The sequence below is a fragment of the Bacillus sp. ISL-45 genome (genome assembly GCF_018613195.1).
GTDB lineage: Bacteria > Bacillota > Bacilli > Bacillales > Cytobacillaceae > Mesobacillus.
Genome location: NZ_JAGGQQ010000011.1, coordinates 14,723 through 32,613 on the forward strand (window position 1 = coordinate 14,723; position 17,891 = coordinate 32,613).

At 41.4% G+C, this 17,891-nt stretch carries 17 protein-coding genes; 13 read left to right on the forward strand and 4 right to left on the reverse strand.

Features of this window, described 5'->3' with window-relative positions:
• The first annotated feature begins 194 nt into the window (after positions 1-194).
• From dinG to J7E35_RS14885, 8 genes are all read left to right on the forward strand, one after another.
• Positions 195-2,990, forward strand: coding sequence for an ATP-dependent DNA helicase DinG (gene dinG / locus J7E35_RS14850; protein ID WP_214780993.1), 2,796 nt, complete (start codon positions 195-197; stop codon positions 2,988-2,990).
• Between the two features lie 108 nt (positions 2,991-3,098).
• Positions 3,099-3,929 carry a ComEC/Rec2 family competence protein gene (locus tag J7E35_RS14855; protein ID WP_214780996.1) on the forward strand — a complete coding sequence of 277 codons (831 nt, stop codon included), beginning with the start codon at positions 3,099-3,101 and terminating at the stop codon, positions 3,927-3,929.
• 240 nt (positions 3,930-4,169) lie between these two features.
• Positions 4,170-4,340: a YpmA family protein gene (locus J7E35_RS14860; protein WP_214780998.1), complete on the forward strand. Its 171-nt coding sequence runs from the start codon at positions 4,170-4,172 to the stop codon at positions 4,338-4,340.
• A gap of 70 nt (positions 4,341-4,410) precedes the next feature.
• Positions 4,411-4,896, forward strand: coding sequence for a cell wall elongation regulator TseB-like domain-containing protein (locus J7E35_RS14865; protein ID WP_214781001.1), 486 nt, complete (start codon positions 4,411-4,413; stop codon positions 4,894-4,896).
• 71 nt (positions 4,897-4,967) lie between these two features.
• Complete coding sequence (locus J7E35_RS14870) at positions 4,968-6,149, forward strand: pyridoxal phosphate-dependent aminotransferase (RefSeq protein ID WP_214781537.1); 1,182 nt, start codon at positions 4,968-4,970, stop codon at positions 6,147-6,149.
• A 360-nt stretch (positions 6,150-6,509) separates the two neighbouring features.
• Positions 6,510-7,217 (forward strand): DnaD domain-containing protein, encoded by a 708-nt coding sequence (locus J7E35_RS14875; protein WP_214781004.1) that lies wholly within the window; start codon positions 6,510-6,512, stop codon positions 7,215-7,217.
• 302 nt (positions 7,218-7,519) lie between these two features.
• Complete coding sequence (gene nth, locus J7E35_RS14880; protein ID WP_214781009.1) at positions 7,520-8,170, forward strand: endonuclease III; 651 nt, start codon at positions 7,520-7,522, stop codon at positions 8,168-8,170.
• Positions 8,170-8,547, forward strand: a complete 378-nt coding sequence (locus J7E35_RS14885; protein WP_214781012.1) for a YpoC family protein — start codon at positions 8,170-8,172, stop codon at positions 8,545-8,547. The genes nth and J7E35_RS14885 overlap by 1 nt, the downstream gene beginning before the upstream one ends.
• A gap of 29 nt (positions 8,548-8,576) precedes the next feature.
• On the opposite strand, the gene J7E35_RS14890 is transcribed toward J7E35_RS14885, so the two are convergent.
• Together J7E35_RS14890 and recU are read right to left on the reverse strand one after the other, a co-directional pair.
• The gene (locus tag J7E35_RS14890; RefSeq protein WP_214781015.1) at positions 8,577-11,198 is read right to left on the reverse strand and encodes a penicillin-binding protein 1A; all 2,622 of its coding nucleotides are present in this window, start codon (positions 11,196-11,198) and stop codon (positions 8,577-8,579) included.
• 31 nt (positions 11,199-11,229) lie between these two features.
• Positions 11,230-11,844, reverse strand: coding sequence for a Holliday junction resolvase RecU (gene recU, locus J7E35_RS14895; protein ID WP_483297213.1), 615 nt, complete (start codon positions 11,842-11,844; stop codon positions 11,230-11,232).
• A 126-nt stretch (positions 11,845-11,970) separates the two neighbouring features.
• Here recU and J7E35_RS14900 point away from each other — a divergent pair, with 126 nt between their 5' ends.
• From J7E35_RS14900 to J7E35_RS14910, 3 genes are all read left to right on the forward strand, one after another.
• Positions 11,971-12,957 carry a DUF2515 domain-containing protein gene (locus tag J7E35_RS14900; RefSeq protein WP_214781539.1) on the forward strand — a complete coding sequence of 329 codons (987 nt, stop codon included), beginning with the start codon at positions 11,971-11,973 and terminating at the stop codon, positions 12,955-12,957.
• Positions 12,958-13,454: 497 nt separating this feature from the next.
• The gene (locus J7E35_RS14905; RefSeq protein WP_214781021.1) at positions 13,455-13,709 is read left to right on the forward strand and encodes a hypothetical protein; all 255 of its coding nucleotides are present in this window, start codon (positions 13,455-13,457) and stop codon (positions 13,707-13,709) included.
• 118 nt (positions 13,710-13,827) lie between these two features.
• Positions 13,828-14,211 (forward strand): YppE family protein, encoded by a 384-nt coding sequence (locus J7E35_RS14910; protein WP_214781024.1) that lies wholly within the window; start codon positions 13,828-13,830, stop codon positions 14,209-14,211.
• A gap of 41 nt (positions 14,212-14,252) precedes the next feature.
• Here J7E35_RS14910 and J7E35_RS14915 read toward each other — a convergent pair whose 3' ends face one another.
• Positions 14,253-14,450 carry a YppF family protein gene (locus J7E35_RS14915; RefSeq protein WP_214781027.1) on the reverse strand — a complete coding sequence of 66 codons (198 nt, stop codon included), beginning with the start codon at positions 14,448-14,450 and terminating at the stop codon, positions 14,253-14,255.
• Positions 14,451-14,640: 190 nt separating this feature from the next.
• Here J7E35_RS14915 and J7E35_RS14920 point away from each other — a divergent pair, with 190 nt between their 5' ends.
• A complete protein-coding gene (locus J7E35_RS14920; RefSeq protein WP_214781030.1) occupies positions 14,641-15,216 on the forward strand; it encodes a YppG family protein in 576 nt (191 codons plus the stop codon).
• 536 nt (positions 15,217-15,752) lie between these two features.
• Here J7E35_RS14920 and J7E35_RS14925 read toward each other — a convergent pair.
• Positions 15,753-16,229, reverse strand: coding sequence for an Hsp20/alpha crystallin family protein (locus J7E35_RS14925; RefSeq protein ID WP_214781034.1), 477 nt, complete (start codon positions 16,227-16,229; stop codon positions 15,753-15,755).
• 222 nt (positions 16,230-16,451) lie between these two features.
• Between J7E35_RS14925 and hcp the strand changes: the two genes are divergently transcribed.
• Positions 16,452-17,753, forward strand: coding sequence for a hydroxylamine reductase (gene hcp / locus J7E35_RS14930; protein WP_214781038.1), 1,302 nt, complete (start codon positions 16,452-16,454; stop codon positions 17,751-17,753).
• Positions 17,754-17,891: the final 138 nt, after the last annotated feature.

Genomic DNA, 17,891 nt, shown 5'->3' on the forward strand with positions numbered 1-17,891 from the left:
GGAACATGAAATGGAATGTCCGGATGGAAAAAGTGTCCCAATGAAGGCGATTGGAACATGAAATCAAATTTCTGAATTTAAAAAGTGTCCCAATGGGGGCTATTGTAACAGCGTTAAAGATACTGTCACGCTTTCACTTTCGTATTTTTTGTGATACGGTTTTGTTTGACTGAATGTTAGAGGTGTATTGTAGAATGAGCCAAAAATTTGTGGTTGTAGATTTAGAAACAACGGGTAATTCCCCGAAAAAGGGTGACCGTATTATACAATTTGGAGCCGTGATCATTGAGGATGGGAAGATTACTGGACGATTCTCCTCGCTTGTCAATCCATTGCAGGAAATTCCTGCTTTCATTGAGGAGTTGACCGGAATTTCGGATTCAATGGTGAAGGATGCTCCATTATTTGAGGAAATCGCTCCACAGATTTCTGATATGCTTGAAGATGCGTATTTTGTGGCTCATAATGTTTTATTTGATCTTTCGTTTTTACAAGATGAATTATTAAGCTCTGGCCAGGAAGGTTTTTATGGCCCGGTTATAGATACAGTGGAAATGGCAAGAATCCTTTATCCGTCTGCTGACAGTTATAAATTGACAGATTTGGCCGCAAGGGAGAAATTGCATCATGACCGCCCTCACCAGGCTGATAGTGATGCACAAGTGACGGCAGAGCTGCTCCTGATTATGCTCGACGCTGTAAAATCCTTGCCGCTGGTCACAGTCAAGGAGCTGGCAAAGCTTTCGGAGGGACTGAAGAGCGATCTTCACTTAATTTTTGATGATGTATTGACTGTGAAGGAGAGCAGGCTGGAAGAACTGCCTGATCATCTTGAGGTCTACCGGGGGATTGCTTTGAAAAAGAGGAACAAAATCCGAAAGGTTGTTCAAAGTACTATTGAGTATCCTGAATCTTTGGTAGAAAAAAAGATCTTACTTCAAAAAGCTTTTTCTGGCTATGAAATCAGGCATGGGCAGTTCGAGATGATGGACTGCGTGCGTGAAGCATTCTCCAAGAATGGCCATGCTTTGATTGAAGCAGGAACGGGAGTAGGAAAGTCTCTTGGTTATTTAATCCCAGCGGCAATATTTGCGTTGGAAAGCAATAAACCAGTTGTAGTCAGTACTTACACTACACAGCTTCAAGAGCAGCTCCTGTTCAATGACGTTCCGAAACTCGCTCAGGTAATGGGAACATCCATAAATGCAACGCTGATTAAAGGCAGGAACAACTATATCAGCATGGCCCGGTTTGAGCAATCCCTAAGGGAAGTAGAGGAAAATTATGATACAGCCCTTACTAAAATGCAAATCCTTGTATGGCTTACGCAAACAGAAACTGGAGATTTTGATGAACTCAACTTGTCTAGCGGGGGCATGCTCTTCTGGGGTAAAGTGAAAAATGAACGTGCACTATTCCTCAAGACAAAGCACTGGGAAGGCCATGATTTTTATCAAAGGGCGGTTGAAAAAGCACAGCATGCGGATATTCTGATCACGAACCATTCCATGATGCTTGCCGACCTTGTTTCAGACAAAGGTCCGTTACCGAATTATGACTATGCCGTACTCGATGAAGGTCACCAGTTCGAAAAAGCGGCAGGAAAGTACTTTGGGAAATCACTGGATTATCTCGCTGTCAGACTAGTACTTAATCAGCTTGGGCTATATGATCAAAACCAGCTGTTCTATAAATTGGAGACTCTGCTGAACCATAATAACGGCGATTTTAATTCCGGCAGACTTCATTCGTTTGAAATCAATCAGTTGATTTCCGACCTGGTATACGAAACAGAGGAACTATTCAAGCTTGCGGGAACCTATGCAAGAAAAACGCTGAAGAATAAAACTCATGGCAGCAAAATACATGCAAGCATGGTTCCGGACAGGGATAATCGAATATGGAATGCATTGAAGACAACCGCCGAAAGGTTTTATTTTCACTTAAAGGATTTAATCTCGGCTTTGGAGGAAAGGCTGCTTGAGGCTGGGAAAAGCTCTCAGCAATATACAGGCGTTCAGCAATCAATCCTTGAAGAGGTTGTACAAGTTAAAGAAGACTTGGAACAAATTTGCATTACGGCCAGGACTCTTTTTATGGATGATAGCGGCTATGTGAGATGGATCGAGGCAGATATGAGGGCTTTACAAAATTCAACGACCATTTTTTCACGCCCTGTTTATGTATCTGATTATTTGGCAGAACAATTCTTTGCGAAAAAAAGAAGTGTAGTTGTTACCTCTGCAACCCTGTCTGTTAATAATTCCTTTACTTTTATCAAAAAGGAATTGGGAATCCGGAATACGCTTATGGAAAAGCAAATACCATCGCCGTTTTCTTACGGTTCCCAGGTCAAGCTTGTTGTCCCTGATGACTTGCCGGATATAAAGTCTGTTTCCAATGATGATTATGTTGCAGCCGTTACCGAACATATCATATCGATTGCAGAAGCAACTAAAGGCAGGATGCTGATTTTATTTACTTCCCATGAGATGCTGAAAAAGGCTTATGAATTGATCAAGGAAAGCGGCCTCCTGGAAGAATATATTTTGATTGCCCAGGGTATTACTGCAGGCAGCAGGACAAGACTGACCAGGAATTTCAAGCGATTTGAGAAAGCGATTCTATTTGGGACCAGCAGTTTCTGGGAGGGTGTCGATATTCCGGGTGAGGACCTGTCCTGCTTGATCATTGTGAGGCTTCCATTTACACCTCCTGATGAACCAATTACAGCAGCGAAATGTTCCTTGATCAAGGAAAAGGGGGGCAGTCCTTTTTCTGAACTATCCTTGCCTGAAGCCGTCTTGAGATTTAAACAAGGATTCGGAAGGCTAATCCGTACATCAAATGATAGAGGTTTGATTTTTGTCTTCGACCGAAGGCTTGTTACAACTTCTTATGGAAGAGCCTTTTTACATTCCGTACCTGATGTTCCAGTTGAAAAAAGGTCTATAACAGAAATAGTCGAAATGATTCATGATTGGCTGTAGGACCGCTGCGTATATTCTGCGTAGGTGAAAACTGCCTTTTTTAAAAAGCTTTTTATAATTTCAGCTAAATGACGCACTCTAAAGCTAGAAGTAATTGGAGGAGTATACATGAAGCTGATATTAGCAATCCTGGCATTTATGAATTGGTATTATTTCCCGTATGAATCTCCTTCTTCTCCTGTAGAGGTTGAAGGAGTGGATGTCAACCTGAAAAGAAACGAATTGGCCTTTACTTTTTTAGCAATCAGCGATGGAGAGGCTGCGCTAATCCAGCACGCCAATGGGGATAATATACTGGTCAACACGGGTGGAAAGGGTACTTTAAAAGAGCTTGAAAGGCTGCTCGCTCTTTTTCATGTTAAGGATTTATCGACGATTATTTTAACAGCGAATACAGCGCAGGAAAACCTCGGACAAATTATCGAGAAATATAATGTTCGCCGGATATTTACCGGGAAAGCTGGTAATCAGGTCCTTACAGAAGTTTCAATTCCGACGGAAGTGAAGGTTCAAAGCTGGAAGCAGGGAGAATTGTTAAAGCTAATGCCAGGATTGACTGCTGAGGTCATTTTTGATGGCAGTGAAGAAAATGAAGGGACGGATATTTCTTTTCAATTTTTCCATCATCAGATTTTTTATATTAGTTCGGCTAGCCATGCTTCAGAGCAAGCTTTTCTTGCCGAACCATTGAAGAATGTCAATATAGTGAAATTGCCTTTCTTTGCTGCAAAAGGATCGTTTTCTGATTTGCTGATCGAGCATTTAGACCCACAACTCGCAGTAATCTTTAAATCCAATTCGATTAAACCCGACCCGGATTTAGTGGAAATGCTCCATGAAGCCTGGATTGATGTTTATTTCACAAAGCAGCATGGTACTGTTACAATTAAGCTTACCGATTCAACCTATGATGTCATAACGATTTTGAGCGAAGAATAAAAGCTGCACCTTCCTAGCTGAAAAAATCACTTCTGAAATGACCAAATGGCTAAAGAAAAACTGCGCATAAAATGCGCAGCCATTTTTAATGTTTTGGACTAGAAAAGTTTTTTGTGTGGCAGTAATACTCTTACCAGTGAGGGCCATCTCCTGATATAATAAGTGGTATTAATTCTATTGTTGCCAGTTGAACGCTCATATATAAATGACAAAAATTGTGTTAGAGGAGAGGGAACAGTCGTGGAAAGCAAAATTGAAGTAGTCTCAACCGTGAAAGTCCAGAATAGTCCTGATTTATATAAAATAGTAGATGCCCTTAACAGGACATTGAAGCGTGATGATCTTATGTTCGGTCTTGCACTGGATCAGGATGATAAAGAAATAGCAGTTTTCACCATTTACCGAACATGATATTAAGAGTAATTGGCATGACCTGCTGTTTTGTTAAGCAGAAAAGAGCATACATAAAGAAGGGATACATGTGAAGAAATGGATATTTTTCAGCATTCTCATTATTGCTACAATAACGGGGATTCTGATCAATGTATACTTAAACGCTGTTGAGCCAGTCAAGGCAGCAGAAAAAGAGGCTGTACAAATTGCGTTAAAGGAAACAAACCTTACCGATTTCACAAACTTCAGTTTGTACAGCGGAGAAGAAACGTATTATGTGATGACCGGAAAAAATGCCAAAGAAGAAGCTGTTTATGTATGGATCAATGAAAAAAACAGCGAAGTTATCACAAGAAATGCTAAAAATGGTATCACGAAAAAAGAGGCTTTAAATAAACTATATCAGGAAAAAAATCCGAATGAAATCATTGAAGTAAGGCTCGGTATGGCCAGAATACAAAAGACGGACAGGCCCGCATGGGAAATCTTTTACCGAAACAACAGCGACACAATCAATTATTATTATGTCGATTTTGATACGGGGGAAAAACTCAGGGCTATTGATAATTTGTAAGTCCTGTGGAAAATTTTGGAGTTTACAGGACGTCATACATGTAAAAAAACATAGGAGGTAAAGGGATGGAGATCCAGTTAGCCAGCAGAGTGGGAGCGCTCACTCCTTCATCAACTTTGGCAATTACCGCAAAAGCAAAAGAATTGAAAGCGCAAGGGAAAGACGTGATTGGACTCGGAGCAGGAGAACCAGACTTCAACACGCCGCAGCATATTATCGATGCTGCTGTAAAGTCAATGAATGAGGGCTTCACAAAGTATACACCATCTGGCGGACTTCCAGATTTGAAAAAGGAAATCGCAGCTAAGTTAAAAAAAGATCAAGGACTTGACTATCAGCAGAATGAAATCATTGTGACTAGTGGAGCTAAGCATGGTTTGTACACACTTTTTCAGGTATTGCTCAATGAGGGAGATGAAGTCATCATTCCGATTCCTTACTGGGTCAGTTACCCAGAGCAGGTCAAGCTTGCAGGCGGGAATCCGGTTTACGTCGAGGGACTGGAGCAGAACAATTTCAAGATTACTCCGGATCAATTGAAGGAGAAGGTCACAGAAAAGACAAAGGCAGTGATCATCAATTCTCCTAGCAACCCTACCGGGATGGTTTATTCTCAAGAGGAATTGCAGGCCCTTGGAGAAGTCTGCCTGGAAAAGGGCATCCTGATCATTTCGGATGAAATCTATGAAAAATTAATTTATGGAGATGCTGAACATTTCTCGATTGCCCAGCTTTCAGCAGATCTGAAAAAGCAGACCGTCATCATTAATGGTGTTTCCAAATCCCATTCAATGACAGGATGGAGAATTGGCTACGCAGCAGGTGACAGCGGAATCATCAAGGCAATGACCGACCTGGCAAGCCACAGCACGTCAAATCCGACTACTCCGGCACAGTATGCAACCATAGCTGCATATGCAGGAGAACAGGATGCCGTGGAAACAATGCGTTCAGCGTTTGAAGATAGGCTGGAAATCATCCATGGAAAACTGAACGACATTCCAGGGATCAACTGCATTAAGCCACAGGGAGCGTTTTACCTGTTCCCGAATGCAAAAGAAGCAGCACTGATGTCAGGCTGCAAGGATGTAGATGAGTTTGCAGAAGTGTTGCTTACAGAAGCCAATGTTGCGGTTGTTCCTGGCTCTGGATTTGGAGCTCCAGACTATATGCGACTATCATATGCAACCTCCCTTGACCAGCTGGAGGAAGCTGTCAGCAGGATCCATAAGTTCATTGAAAGCCGGGTTTAAATCAGGCAGCGTGGATCAGCGGGTTAGAACATGAACGTGAATCGAATTCTATTCCCTAGGTTGCTGAACCGTCCTAATCAATAATAATATCTGTTTCAGAGGTGTATTTAAAAAACAAAAGGCCCGTATATTGAAAGGCCTTTTGTTTTGTTTTTTAGAAGGAATTTGTTACTTTCCATAGGATTCATATTCCAGCTCCAGACGTGGCGCTTTTTGGCGGACAGCGCTTGTCGGGGCTGAACGAGGCGCTTGCGCTTTTTTTCTTTTCGCTATTTTTCGACTAATTTCCCTTTTTAATCTTTTTCTATTTTATTACCAGCCGGGCTTGTTCATGCTATACTATGAAAAGAGGTGTCCGGAATGAAAAAAGCAGATTTGTTAGATTGGCTGAAAGAGGGGAATGTTACAATTCCAGCTGTATTGCTTACGCAGTACAAAGAAATGAGATTGAACGAACAAGAATTGGCACTACTACTTCATGTATTCTATTTTTCTGAAAAAGGAAATGAATTTCCTACGCCTACGGAACTTGCAGCCCGCATGACGATATCGGCTTTCGAATGTACCGATTTGCTCCGAGCACTGATTCAAAGAGGGTTTATATCGATAAGCGACGGGAACTCCACGGACGGAATCAGATATGAAAAATATTCACTGGAACCGCTATGGGAAAAGCTGTTCGATCAGTTTATGCTCAAGCGGAAACAGGAAAAAGAGGTTCTGGACCAAAAGCAAGAGACGGATTTATATACAACGTTTGAAAGGGAATTCGGCCGGCCGTTATCACCATTTGAATGTGAGTCACTGGCAATGTGGATGGACGATGATCACCATGATCCAATCATCATTAAAGCTGCGTTAAGAGAAGCTGTCATCTCTGGCAAATTGAATTTTCGGTACATAGACCGGATTCTTTTTGAATGGAAGAAGAATGGAATCAAGACAATTGAACAAGCAAAAAGTTATGGAAGGAAATTCAGGCAGCATCAGAGTACGCAAAAGACAGGGAAGGAAGAACCTAAAGTTTCTGCGAATCCTGTTCCGTTTTATAACTGGCTTGAACAATAATTGTAACGAGAGAATTCATCCATTCTCTCTTTTTTTAATTGGCTCTTTTCTCAAACTTTGTTGCTAATGACTGCAAAATAGGATTGAATGGCCTATGTTTAAAATTAAAGCTAATTATGAGGAAAGAGCTTGCACACTTATTTGAACTACAAGATGGCTTTTAATCACGTTAAAATCGGCTTTAGGATTTTAACAACATCTTTACGATAATAGCCTTTTAATTTAAATGGCTCGATTCAGCAGAGTGCACTTAAGGGACATTTAAATTTCGGAAGGTTAAATATAGAAAAGTGGTGATAGACATGCTAAATAAACAACAGATTAGGTTTTCTCTTGATGAAATGGGGAGGATGTTCCCTCATGCGCACTGTGAGCTTGTTCACTCGAATCCCTTTGAGCTGGTGATTGCTGTCGCCCTATCTGCGCAGTGCACTGATGCACTTGTGAACAAGGTGACAAAAAACTTATTCCAAAAATACAAAACTCCTGAGGATTTTTTGAGTGTTTCATTGGAAGAACTTCAGCAGGACATCCGCTCAATTGGATTATATCGAAATAAGTCGATGAATATCCAGAAGCTTTGCAGGATGATTATAGATGAGTATGGCGGAGAAGTACCGCGGGACAGGGATGAATTGACAAAGCTTCCTGGTGTTGGGCGTAAAACAGCAAACGTTGTTGTTTCAGTAGCATTTGGAGTACCAGCCATTGCAGTTGATACACATGTAGAGCGGGTGAGCAAGCGTCTGGCTTTTTGCCGCTGGAAGGATTCAGTTCTTGAGGTTGAAAAGACTCTGATGAAAAAGGTTCCTGAGGATGAGTGGTCAATCACGCATCACAGGATGATTTTTTTTGGACGGTACCATTGTAAAGCGCAAAACCCCAAGTGTGAAACATGTCCTTTGCTGGAGATATGCAGAGAGGGCAAGAAAAGGATGAGAGCAAAAGCGTAATGGATAGAATAGATACTTTCTCGCAGGATCGCGACATGGCAGTGGAAAGACTTCTCAGTGAGTGGAATCAGTGTAAGGCCAAGTTAGCCGCTCACTTCAGGAACAGGGAAAGCGATTTGGCAGAGCCTTTGATGCAGAGGGCGATCCTGCTATTTGAACAGTTCCTTATTCTTTCAAACAGCCTGAATCAGGATGTGCATTCGATTAAGGATTGTAAAATCAAACCGGTGAATGCAAAAGAAAGGCTTGATTTCATTGTAGCTAGACCAAAACTTTTTCATTCTTATAAACAGCTTGCTGAATTGTTCGCAGAACAGGAAAAGCAGTTTGCTAAACAAGCAATATTAAACAAATCAAAAAACAAACGTCCTGACTGATTCAGGACGTTTGTTTTTTTTAGTAAGGTTTATGTTCCAGGGGGATTATTCCCATCCCCACCGTCGTCATTATTTTCATCGCCGTTTCCAGCACTATCACCATCGCCAGTATCATCACCATCACCAGTGCCATCAGCGTTTCCATTTCCATTTCCATTTCCATTTCCATTTCCATTTCCATTTCCATTTCCATTGCCGTTTCCATTTCCATTTCCATTGCCGTTTCCATTTCCATTTCCTTCATCATTCTCTTCTTCTTCATTCTCGCCATCTTCCTGTTCTGGCAGGAGTGGTTTTGGAACTTCGACTTTCAGAGTGGCTGGATCAGATCGCTGTTCGCCACGTATCGCTGTGACTTTGAATGAATAGATTCCGCCCGGAACCGCATTGGCGATTTTCAAGCCTGTCTCAGCTGTCGTGGTCAATTTTTGTTCAGGACCTTCATCAAGGGATGCGGTAACCTCGAATTGAATATCTCCTTTATTCTCCTGTTCAAATTCCCAGCTTAGGATGATTTCATTTTTCGCTTCATCGTATTTTGCTTCAAGCTTTGAAGGAGTTTCAAGCTTTTCGAATTTCTTTGAAGTTTCCTTTGGCACGTTGCCCTTAACAGCCCACTCATAAAGGATTTCATCCTTCGGAGTATATTCACTCGCTAGCTTTGCAGGCATCGTGCCTTTTTCGATCTTAACTCTTTCTACACTTTTTGGCACGGTAAAGTCCGGAGTATCTGCATCTTTAGATACATATGACATTAGATCCTTGAAAAGCATTTGTGAGATTTTCTGTTCTGTACCGTAAAGTGCAGTTTTTCTGTCTTTGTAGCCGGTCCATACGGAAGCAGTATACCTTGTTGTATAGCCTACAAACCAGGAATCAGGGACACCGCCTTTTTTAATTCCCCAATCATTGATTTCATCTTGCGTGTAGTTTGTTGTACCTGTTTTTCCCGCAACATGAAGGTTGGAGATATTTGCATAAGTTGCACCGGTACCTTGCTTGATTGCAGTTTTAAGCATATCCGAAATCATAAAAGCAGTATAATCTTTCATGACGACTTCAGTCTCTGGAGTCAAATCGATTTCAGTCTTGTCACGCAGGACTACCTTTTTAACCGAGTATGGCTCTGTAAAGAAACCGTTGTTTCCAAAAGCCGCATACGCGCCTGCCATTTCGATCGGTGCAATATCATGGGCCCCGATTGAAGCAGATTCATAGATAGGGTCTTTTAAAGTCAACCCAAGATTGACTCCAAACTCTCTGGCTTTTTGAGCACCTACAGCCTGGAATGCCTGCAGGGCAGGGATGTTAATTGATTTTGCCAGGGCATTTCTCATTGTCATGATGCCATTATACTTGTCATTCCAGTTGCCGATTGGCTGGCCATTTGAATAGGTCATAGGCTTATCTTCAAGCATATGATAGGTACCCCATTGCAAATGCTCTATTGCAGGGCCGTAGTCCAGGATTGGCTTAATCGTTGACCCGGGCTGTCTTTTAACATCAATTGCGTAATTCAAGCCTCGCTTGACTTGTTGGTTTCGGCCGCCGCCAATTGCGCGTATTTCCCCTGTTTTTGTATCAAGCAGTGTGATACCAGCCTGCATTTCCTCATTAGGGAATTGTACAGCAGTATCTGTATTCAGGATATTTTCCACATGTTTCTGTGCATTTTGATCAAGGGTTGTATAAATTTCAAGTCCATCGGAAAAGATATCAAAATCGGTTTTTTCCGTAACCTCTTCGATCACCATGTCAACAAAGGCATCGAATGGTTCTTCATTCTTATTCTTCCTGTTTTCTTCCTTAACGAGGCTGGATTCAACTGGAATCTTTTGTGCGTTTTCTTTCTCTTCCTTTGAAATGAAGCCATGCTGATGCATCAGCAATAATACAGTGTTCCTTCGCTGCTCCGCTTTTTCAGGATTCGTAAAAGGATTGTAATTATTAGGGCTCTGAGGCATACCTGCAAGCAGGGCTGCTTCATGAAGCTCAAGCTCACTTAAATCATCTTTGCCAAAGTATGTCTTTGATGCAGTCAGGACACCGTGCATATTTTCTGACATATAAATTTTATTTACATACATTTCAAAGATTTGTTCTTTCGTATATTTCTGTTCCAACTGGTATGCAAGCCATGCTTCCTGCGCCTTCCTTGAAATCGTTTTTTCAAAGCCGAGGAAGTAGTTTTTGACAACCTGCTGAGTGATGGTAGAAGCACCTTCGGAACCAAAGCCCTCAGTTATATTTGCTATAACAGCTCCTCCAAGGCGGATGACGTCTATACCATTATGTTTATAGAATCTGACATCCTCTGTTGCTAAAAAGGCATTTTCAACTAGTTTTGGTATATCTTCATAAGCAACATAATCCCTGTTCTGGGAGCCTACTTCTGTTACGAGCTTCTTGTCTTTATCATAAATCTTAGAAGATATCGGATCTTTTAGCAGGGATTCATCAAGTTTCGGCGTATCCTGTATCATGAATGCAAAGGTGGCGATTCCAGTCAGCATGCCAATGATGCCAAGGGCGATCAGCGTCAGGAAAATTTTCTTGAACAATCCTTTATTCGCTTTCTTGCCTTGGGGTTTTTTATTCTTGGCCGCCTGCTGTCTTCGTCGCTCCTCTCTAGTTTGAGGTTTTTGTGCCATATATAGTTCATTCCTTTCTCGCAATAAAAAACTAACTAAGTTTATAAAGATAATCGATAATCTTTATATAGTCAATCCTTGGATGAAGGCCAAGGGGGATCTGATGGCCCACTTTCATGACCTCTTCCTTTGTGATTGACTTCCTGCCGCCAGCTATCATTCGTTCCCAAAAATTAAGTAAATGGCTGGCTTCGAGCAGATAGATCTCTTCTTCGGTGGAGAAGCGGAGAATCACAAAACATATGCCTTCTTGATCAAGTACGGCTTTCATATGGACTATCTGGTGTCCGTGAAAGTTTTTCAAAGGAAAAGATGTTGAAAACTTCGTCTCTTTCGCTTCAAAATCAATGTATTTCCCCTTGTAAACCCCATTATAGTCTGTAGTAGAAGCTTGTTTAAAGTATGCCTCTTTTATAACTGCTGCACTCCTGCGCGGATAATCCACATTAACGATTTGAACGGGTGTCGGTTTTTTATGGATTACCGCTATGCCACGATCAAGATAGTAGGAGTTCGTTTCATTCAGGTCCTCCTCCAATGTCATCCCTCTGTTGCTATAGGCTGAGTTTTTTTGCACCCGGGCTTTCTTTGCTGGCTCATTACTTGTGTTTGGAGTATATTTCTTTCCATTTGGATAATTGAATATCAAGCTTACCACCTCGCAGACTACTCTATATCATACCAAATATCAACGGACTTTGGTTGAATAAAAAGCCTCATTTCAATTCACCCTATAAAGAACCTATTGAAAAGGAAGAGAAAAGGTGTGTCAATAACCCAAAATCCTCAATTTGACCAACCGACTGACGATGAAGCAGAAGTTCTACAAAAAATCAGACAGGAAACACATGACAGGAATTTAGATAATATCTCAAGAACAAGAGCATATCTGGATTTCTATCTGGAATATCCAGAAATGATCTGGTCATTCCTGGCCAGCATGGTTTCAAGAAATGGCGGATATAATATGTGCGACCTGGAGGGAGACTGGTTCCCCAAGTTTCTGGATCCTCCAATCCGCCAGCGTTTGTTCCTAACATATGAAAGGGCGAATTGGCTGATCTTTCGCGATGCCTATTCTCAGCTCCTTTTATACTCCTATTCGACGAAAAAAAGCTCACCAATGTTTCACTTGCTGAAATTCCTGGATGTTTCGTCTTTTATGGAAAGGGAATGGCAGATATTTTGGGAGCATGGAGATAAGAAGAGGCTATTGACTGCTTTGATCATAAATGAACAAAACGTGATTCATAATCCTGTTATAAGGCATCCACTATATAAAAAGCGAGTATTCAATACCTTGATGTTTTCCTTCGAAGATTATCTTCATTTCAGCACAGTCCTTTTTCCGACGTGCGAGGGAGAACTTTACGGGGCAAGTGTGAATGGATTCAAATCTGTCAGCAAAAGAATTAACCTTGGAAAGCGGCTTGCATCAATATTGTTTGACAACCGTTACTATCCTTTATTTTTGGAATTTGCTGTGAATACGGAACATACTGCTTCAAGGCATGATTATGAACAGTACTTTCCTTGTGTTAAAAAAAGAGACACTCCATTCCTTCGCTGTACATACCCAATTATTCAGCATCATTTCCACGAGCAAGGTGATTGGTATAAAGAGAGGGGATATCACCAAAAATGGTTCAGCCAGGAAATCAATCACAGGCATCCTGTCCACTTGACCGGATGGTACAAAAAAAAACAAAAACAATTACATGCTTTGATTTCGCTGAAGGAGTTATTCACACCGGAATGAACAAAACAAAAAAGCAAGGGAGCTCCTTGCTTTTTGTTTCTTAATCCAGCTCCAGCGCCCAGCCGGTTTTCATTCCCAAGTCGGCATCCTTGAGTCTCTTGTCGGGGCTGAACGAGTCGCTTACGCTTTTTGGTTCATTCTGCTGGACGGTTAGGTCCTTCTAATTTTTTGTCGCCATATCCTGTTTTCTTCTCAGCGGTTTTACCAGGCTGCTGTGCAGTTTTCTGTTGTTTTTTATTCATTTGAACACCTCCCGAGATTAGTTTGTTCATTTGCTGGTTTTTCATTCGGCAATTGCATGTCGAAGGCTGGATAGATTGTTGCTGAAAAGCACTTTGTTTGGCGAATTCCTTCTAGTTTTGTCAACGTGGAAGGAGGTTTCAGCCAAAAATAGAATTTACAAGTAAAGTTCCTTTATTTCCGTATCAGATTCTTTGACATGCAGTGAGATCGGTTCTGCCAGCCCAAAAAGTTACTATAGTAAGGAGAGATGTCCGATGAGACCAGGAATTGAAAAAGATGAGATTTTAGGGATGTTGACTGACATGGCCCATAGCCTTGAAGTGACAGATATTAACCTGCATGATTCATTGACGGAAATCCGAAAGACAATGTATGGGACCCATTCCATGCATTTAGCAGAAACCAGCATTCTTTTAGAAAAAATGGAAGCTAAACTGCCCCAGCCGATGACCCCAGCCTTGCATGCCAAGCCTGAACATACATCTTTAAAACTTGAATTGAGTTTTTAATTTATAATAGAATAGATTCAACTAAGTAGCTTTTTAAAAGAAGGCTACTTTTTTGTATTACTGAATCAACGAGACACAATAGCGAAACTAAAATAGATTTTAAGAAAGTGTGATGAACATGGAATTGGAAAATAGTATTCTTACATTGTCCCGGAAATTGCTGGTAAATGTGGATACAGCCCATAAAAAATTTCAATATTCTAAGGAAAAGGGAATCAGGGGCGACTTTTATTCGGAAGTAAAGCCATTTGCTGATGAGGTAAAAATAGCAGCGGATGCCTGGAGAGAATCTGCCGCTAAATGGGTAAGGGATAACAGACCAAAGAACCTCCACGCTAATCAAATCGAAACAGCGGCTGATTATTTGGAAGTCATCTCTGTTCAGGCTTTTTTTCCTGAAACAAGCAAGAAGAGGTTCCTCGATCAATTACAGTCGGTCGAATTCATTTTAAACAGCATGATTATTGCCATTGAAGAAGATTCCGGTCAGCCAGGCAGCTGAAAATAAAGAAGCACCAGTTCTGAACTGGTGCTTCGATCTGTTTAGATGGATATTTCTTTCTGTTCCTCAGGAATGACGGCTCCTTGCAACTCCAGCTCACGAACCAGGTTCCGGTATTCTAAAATGGTAATTTCATTTTGAATGTACGATTTTTTAGTGAAATCAAGCAATTCATTTACATGTTCAGGAGTATATGCTTTTGTCTCGGCAAAAAGATTTTTCAGTTCGTGAACGTTCATATTCATCCTCCTCCATCATTTGAAATAATCGTATCACGAAAATCCAATTGTCATTTATTTTTCAAAAATTGAAACTTCCGACAACATATTTCATCATTAGACAAAACCGGAAGCACCTTCCAGCATTATCACCAACTGGGCGGCCATAACATATAATATCGTAATGAAAACCTGGAGGAGGATGTTCGCCATGTTTGGCCGCAGAAATAAGACGAATGCCAGTCATCCACAATGGTGGGAAAACCAATATAATTTAGATCCGAACTTTGTAAACGTGAATAATCAAGGTTTGAACCGGCAGCAGCCATACCCTCAACAATATAACGCTCTACATTGGAATGCGTCGCCAGGAAACTGGCCTAACCAATATATACAGCAGGAAAACCCGGTGAACCCATATATGCAGCAGGGATATCCAATGAACCCGTATATGCAGGGAAATGGCTCTTGGAATCAGCCTATTCAAATGGCCGGGAACAAGAATGACTATTCCAAAATGCTTTTCCAGAATCCCCTTGAGCCTGAGGGTGACCCGATTTACGGTTACTATAATCCACAAAACGATTATCAGAATTTCAATCCCTATCCGCAATATGCATTCATGCCTAAGCAGCCATCCGGCCTGCAATCGATTATGAACTCCTTTAAGAGCCAGGATGGGAACTTGGATGTCAACAAAATGGTGGATACGGCTGGACAGATGATGAATGCAGTGACACAGGTTTCTTCACTGGTCAAAGGACTTGGCGGGATGTTCAAGGTTTAAGTAAGATGGAGATTTCCTTAATACCTGAACTACTATGAGGGGAATCGAAAGCTATAGGAACAAAAAAACAAGCAGGCCATTTAATTAGCCTGCTTGTTTGTTGACCGTATCCTTATGCGAGGGTTTCATCTGCTATAAGGGTACGATAAAGAGGGAATCGTATCCTTATGCGAGGTTTTCATCTGCTATAAGGGTACGATAAAGAGGGAATCGTATCCTTATACGAGGTTTTCATCTGCTATAAGGGTACGATAAAGAGGGAATCGTTACCTTATGCAAGGTTTATATCTGTTATAAGGGTACGATAAAGAGGGAATCGTATCCTTATGCGAGGGTTTCTTCTGCTATATGGGTACGATAAAGAGGGAATCGTATCCTTATGCGAGGTTTTCGTTTGCTATAAGGGTACGATAAAGAGGGAATCGTATCCTTATGCGAGGTTTCCGTCTGCTAAAAGGGTACGATAAAGAAGGAATCGTACCCTTATGCGAGGTAATCGTCTGCTATATAAGGGTTCAATAAGGATTTTTATCATTTCATTCATCCTGCTCAGACAAAATATCAATCTTCTTGCCTTGCTTTTTAGAAACCTTGACTTCAAGCAGCCCGTCACGATAGGCAGCTCGGGTCTTTCTTTCATTGACAGGAACAGAAAAGGGAATCGTCCTGCTCAATCGCCGGGTCGAAGCCATGTGCTTCTCCGTTTTGGTGATATCATTGATCTCTGAAGTGACGTCAGTCTGATTGATCAATATGGTAAGCGAGTTATTAATAATATTGATAGATATTTGGTCTCTCTTAACCCCTGGCAATTCTGCTTTTACTATATACTCCTTTTCTGTTTCATGCAGTACCACATTGAAGGGTGAATGTGGAAAGGGCTGTCTGAAAAAATCATCAATGCTTTGCAGTATGCCTTTAACCGGCTTCTCTTGTATCAGTTGATTCATAGATTTTAACCATTGTTCCAGAGCCTCATGTTTTTTTGGGCGGTCAGGATGGTTGGTTGCCATTGGGAACATCCTCCTCTGCAGGAATTCTTATAATAGGATATGTTAACAGGAATGTCCCTGTTCAATATTGGTATTTTTTTTACCTTGGAAGGCTTCATCACTTCGCCCTTAATTTTTGAACACTTTGTGAAAAATGCATTTAGTGTGATTTAGGTCACTTAACAGGATTTTCATCCTCTGTATGCTGAAAAAGTAAATAACGCAGAAGAGGGGAATGCACATATGTTTTGTTACCAATGTGAACAAACGCCAACAGGGGGATGTAAAGTTGTTGGTGTATGCGGAAAAGATGAGACTATCGCTAGTCTTCAGGATACAATGATTTTTGCTTTGAAGGGGATTGCAGCATATAGAACACATGCGAACCAGCTTGGCTTCACAGATCCCTTTGTGGACGCTACAACCCATGAAGCATTATATATGACATTAACCAACTCAAACTTTAATGTTCAAGAACATATCGATATGGCAATGAAGGTTGGCCAGTCAGCTGTACGTGTGATGGAAATGCTTGATGAGGCACACACCAGCCGTCTTGGAATTCCGCAGCCTGTCAAGGTCAGCCAGAATAAGATTGAAGGAAAAGCAATCGTTGTAACAGGTCACAACCTTTTCGCGCTTGAAGAATTATTGAAGCAAACAGAAGGAAAAGGAATCAACATCTATACTCACTCCGAGATGCTTCCTGCCCATGGCTATCCAGCATTGAAGAAGTATCCGCATCTAAAAGGGAACATCGGGAAAGCCTGGTTCGACCAGCGCCGCCTGTTTGAAAAATTCCCAGGAGCGATTCTGGCCACGACAAATTGTGTAATGCCAATTAAAGGTTCATATGCAGACCGTATGTTTACATATGAAGTTGCGGGCCTTGAGAATGTGAGCAAAATTGAAAATGATGATTTCTCCATGCTGATCGAAAGAGCATTGGAGCTTCCGGAAGCCAATATGGAATCCGAAGAAACATTAGTGACAGGCTTCCACCATGAAACAGTGATCGGACTGGCGCCTGAGGTCATTGATGCAGTAAAAGCCGGTAAAATCAAGCGCTTCTTCGTTATTGCAGGCTGTGACGCACCAGGTAAAGGCGGAGAATACTACCGTGAGCTTGCGACATCACTCCCTCCAGAAGCTGTGATCCTGACAACTTCTTGCGGAAAATTCCGTTTCAATGATGTAGATTATGGAGTGGTTCCTGGAACAAACATTCCAAGATACTTGGACCTTGGCCAGTGCAATAACTCTGTATCCACTGTAAAAATTGCGAAGGCACTTGCTGATGCGTTTGAATGTGACGTTAATGAGCTGCCTGTCAGTATCGTCCTTTCATGGTTCGAGCAAAAGGCTGTAGCGATCCTGCTTGGATTGTTCAGTCTTGGAATTCAGGATATCCGCATTGGACCTAAGCCGCCTGAATTCATTTCTGGTGGAGTGATGGAAGTACTTCAGGATACATTCAACCTGAAGTTGATCACAACCGCACAGGAAGATATGGAAACGATGATGGGATTAAGCAAAACTGAATAAAAAGAATAGGCTCTTTTCTCAACTTTGTTGCTATTGACTACAAAATAGGATTGAAGGGCCTATTTTTATTCGAAAAGTTTCCTCGTTTGTGAGAAAAGAGCATGCAAACTAAATACCGACCTGCAAAATGGCTTACAT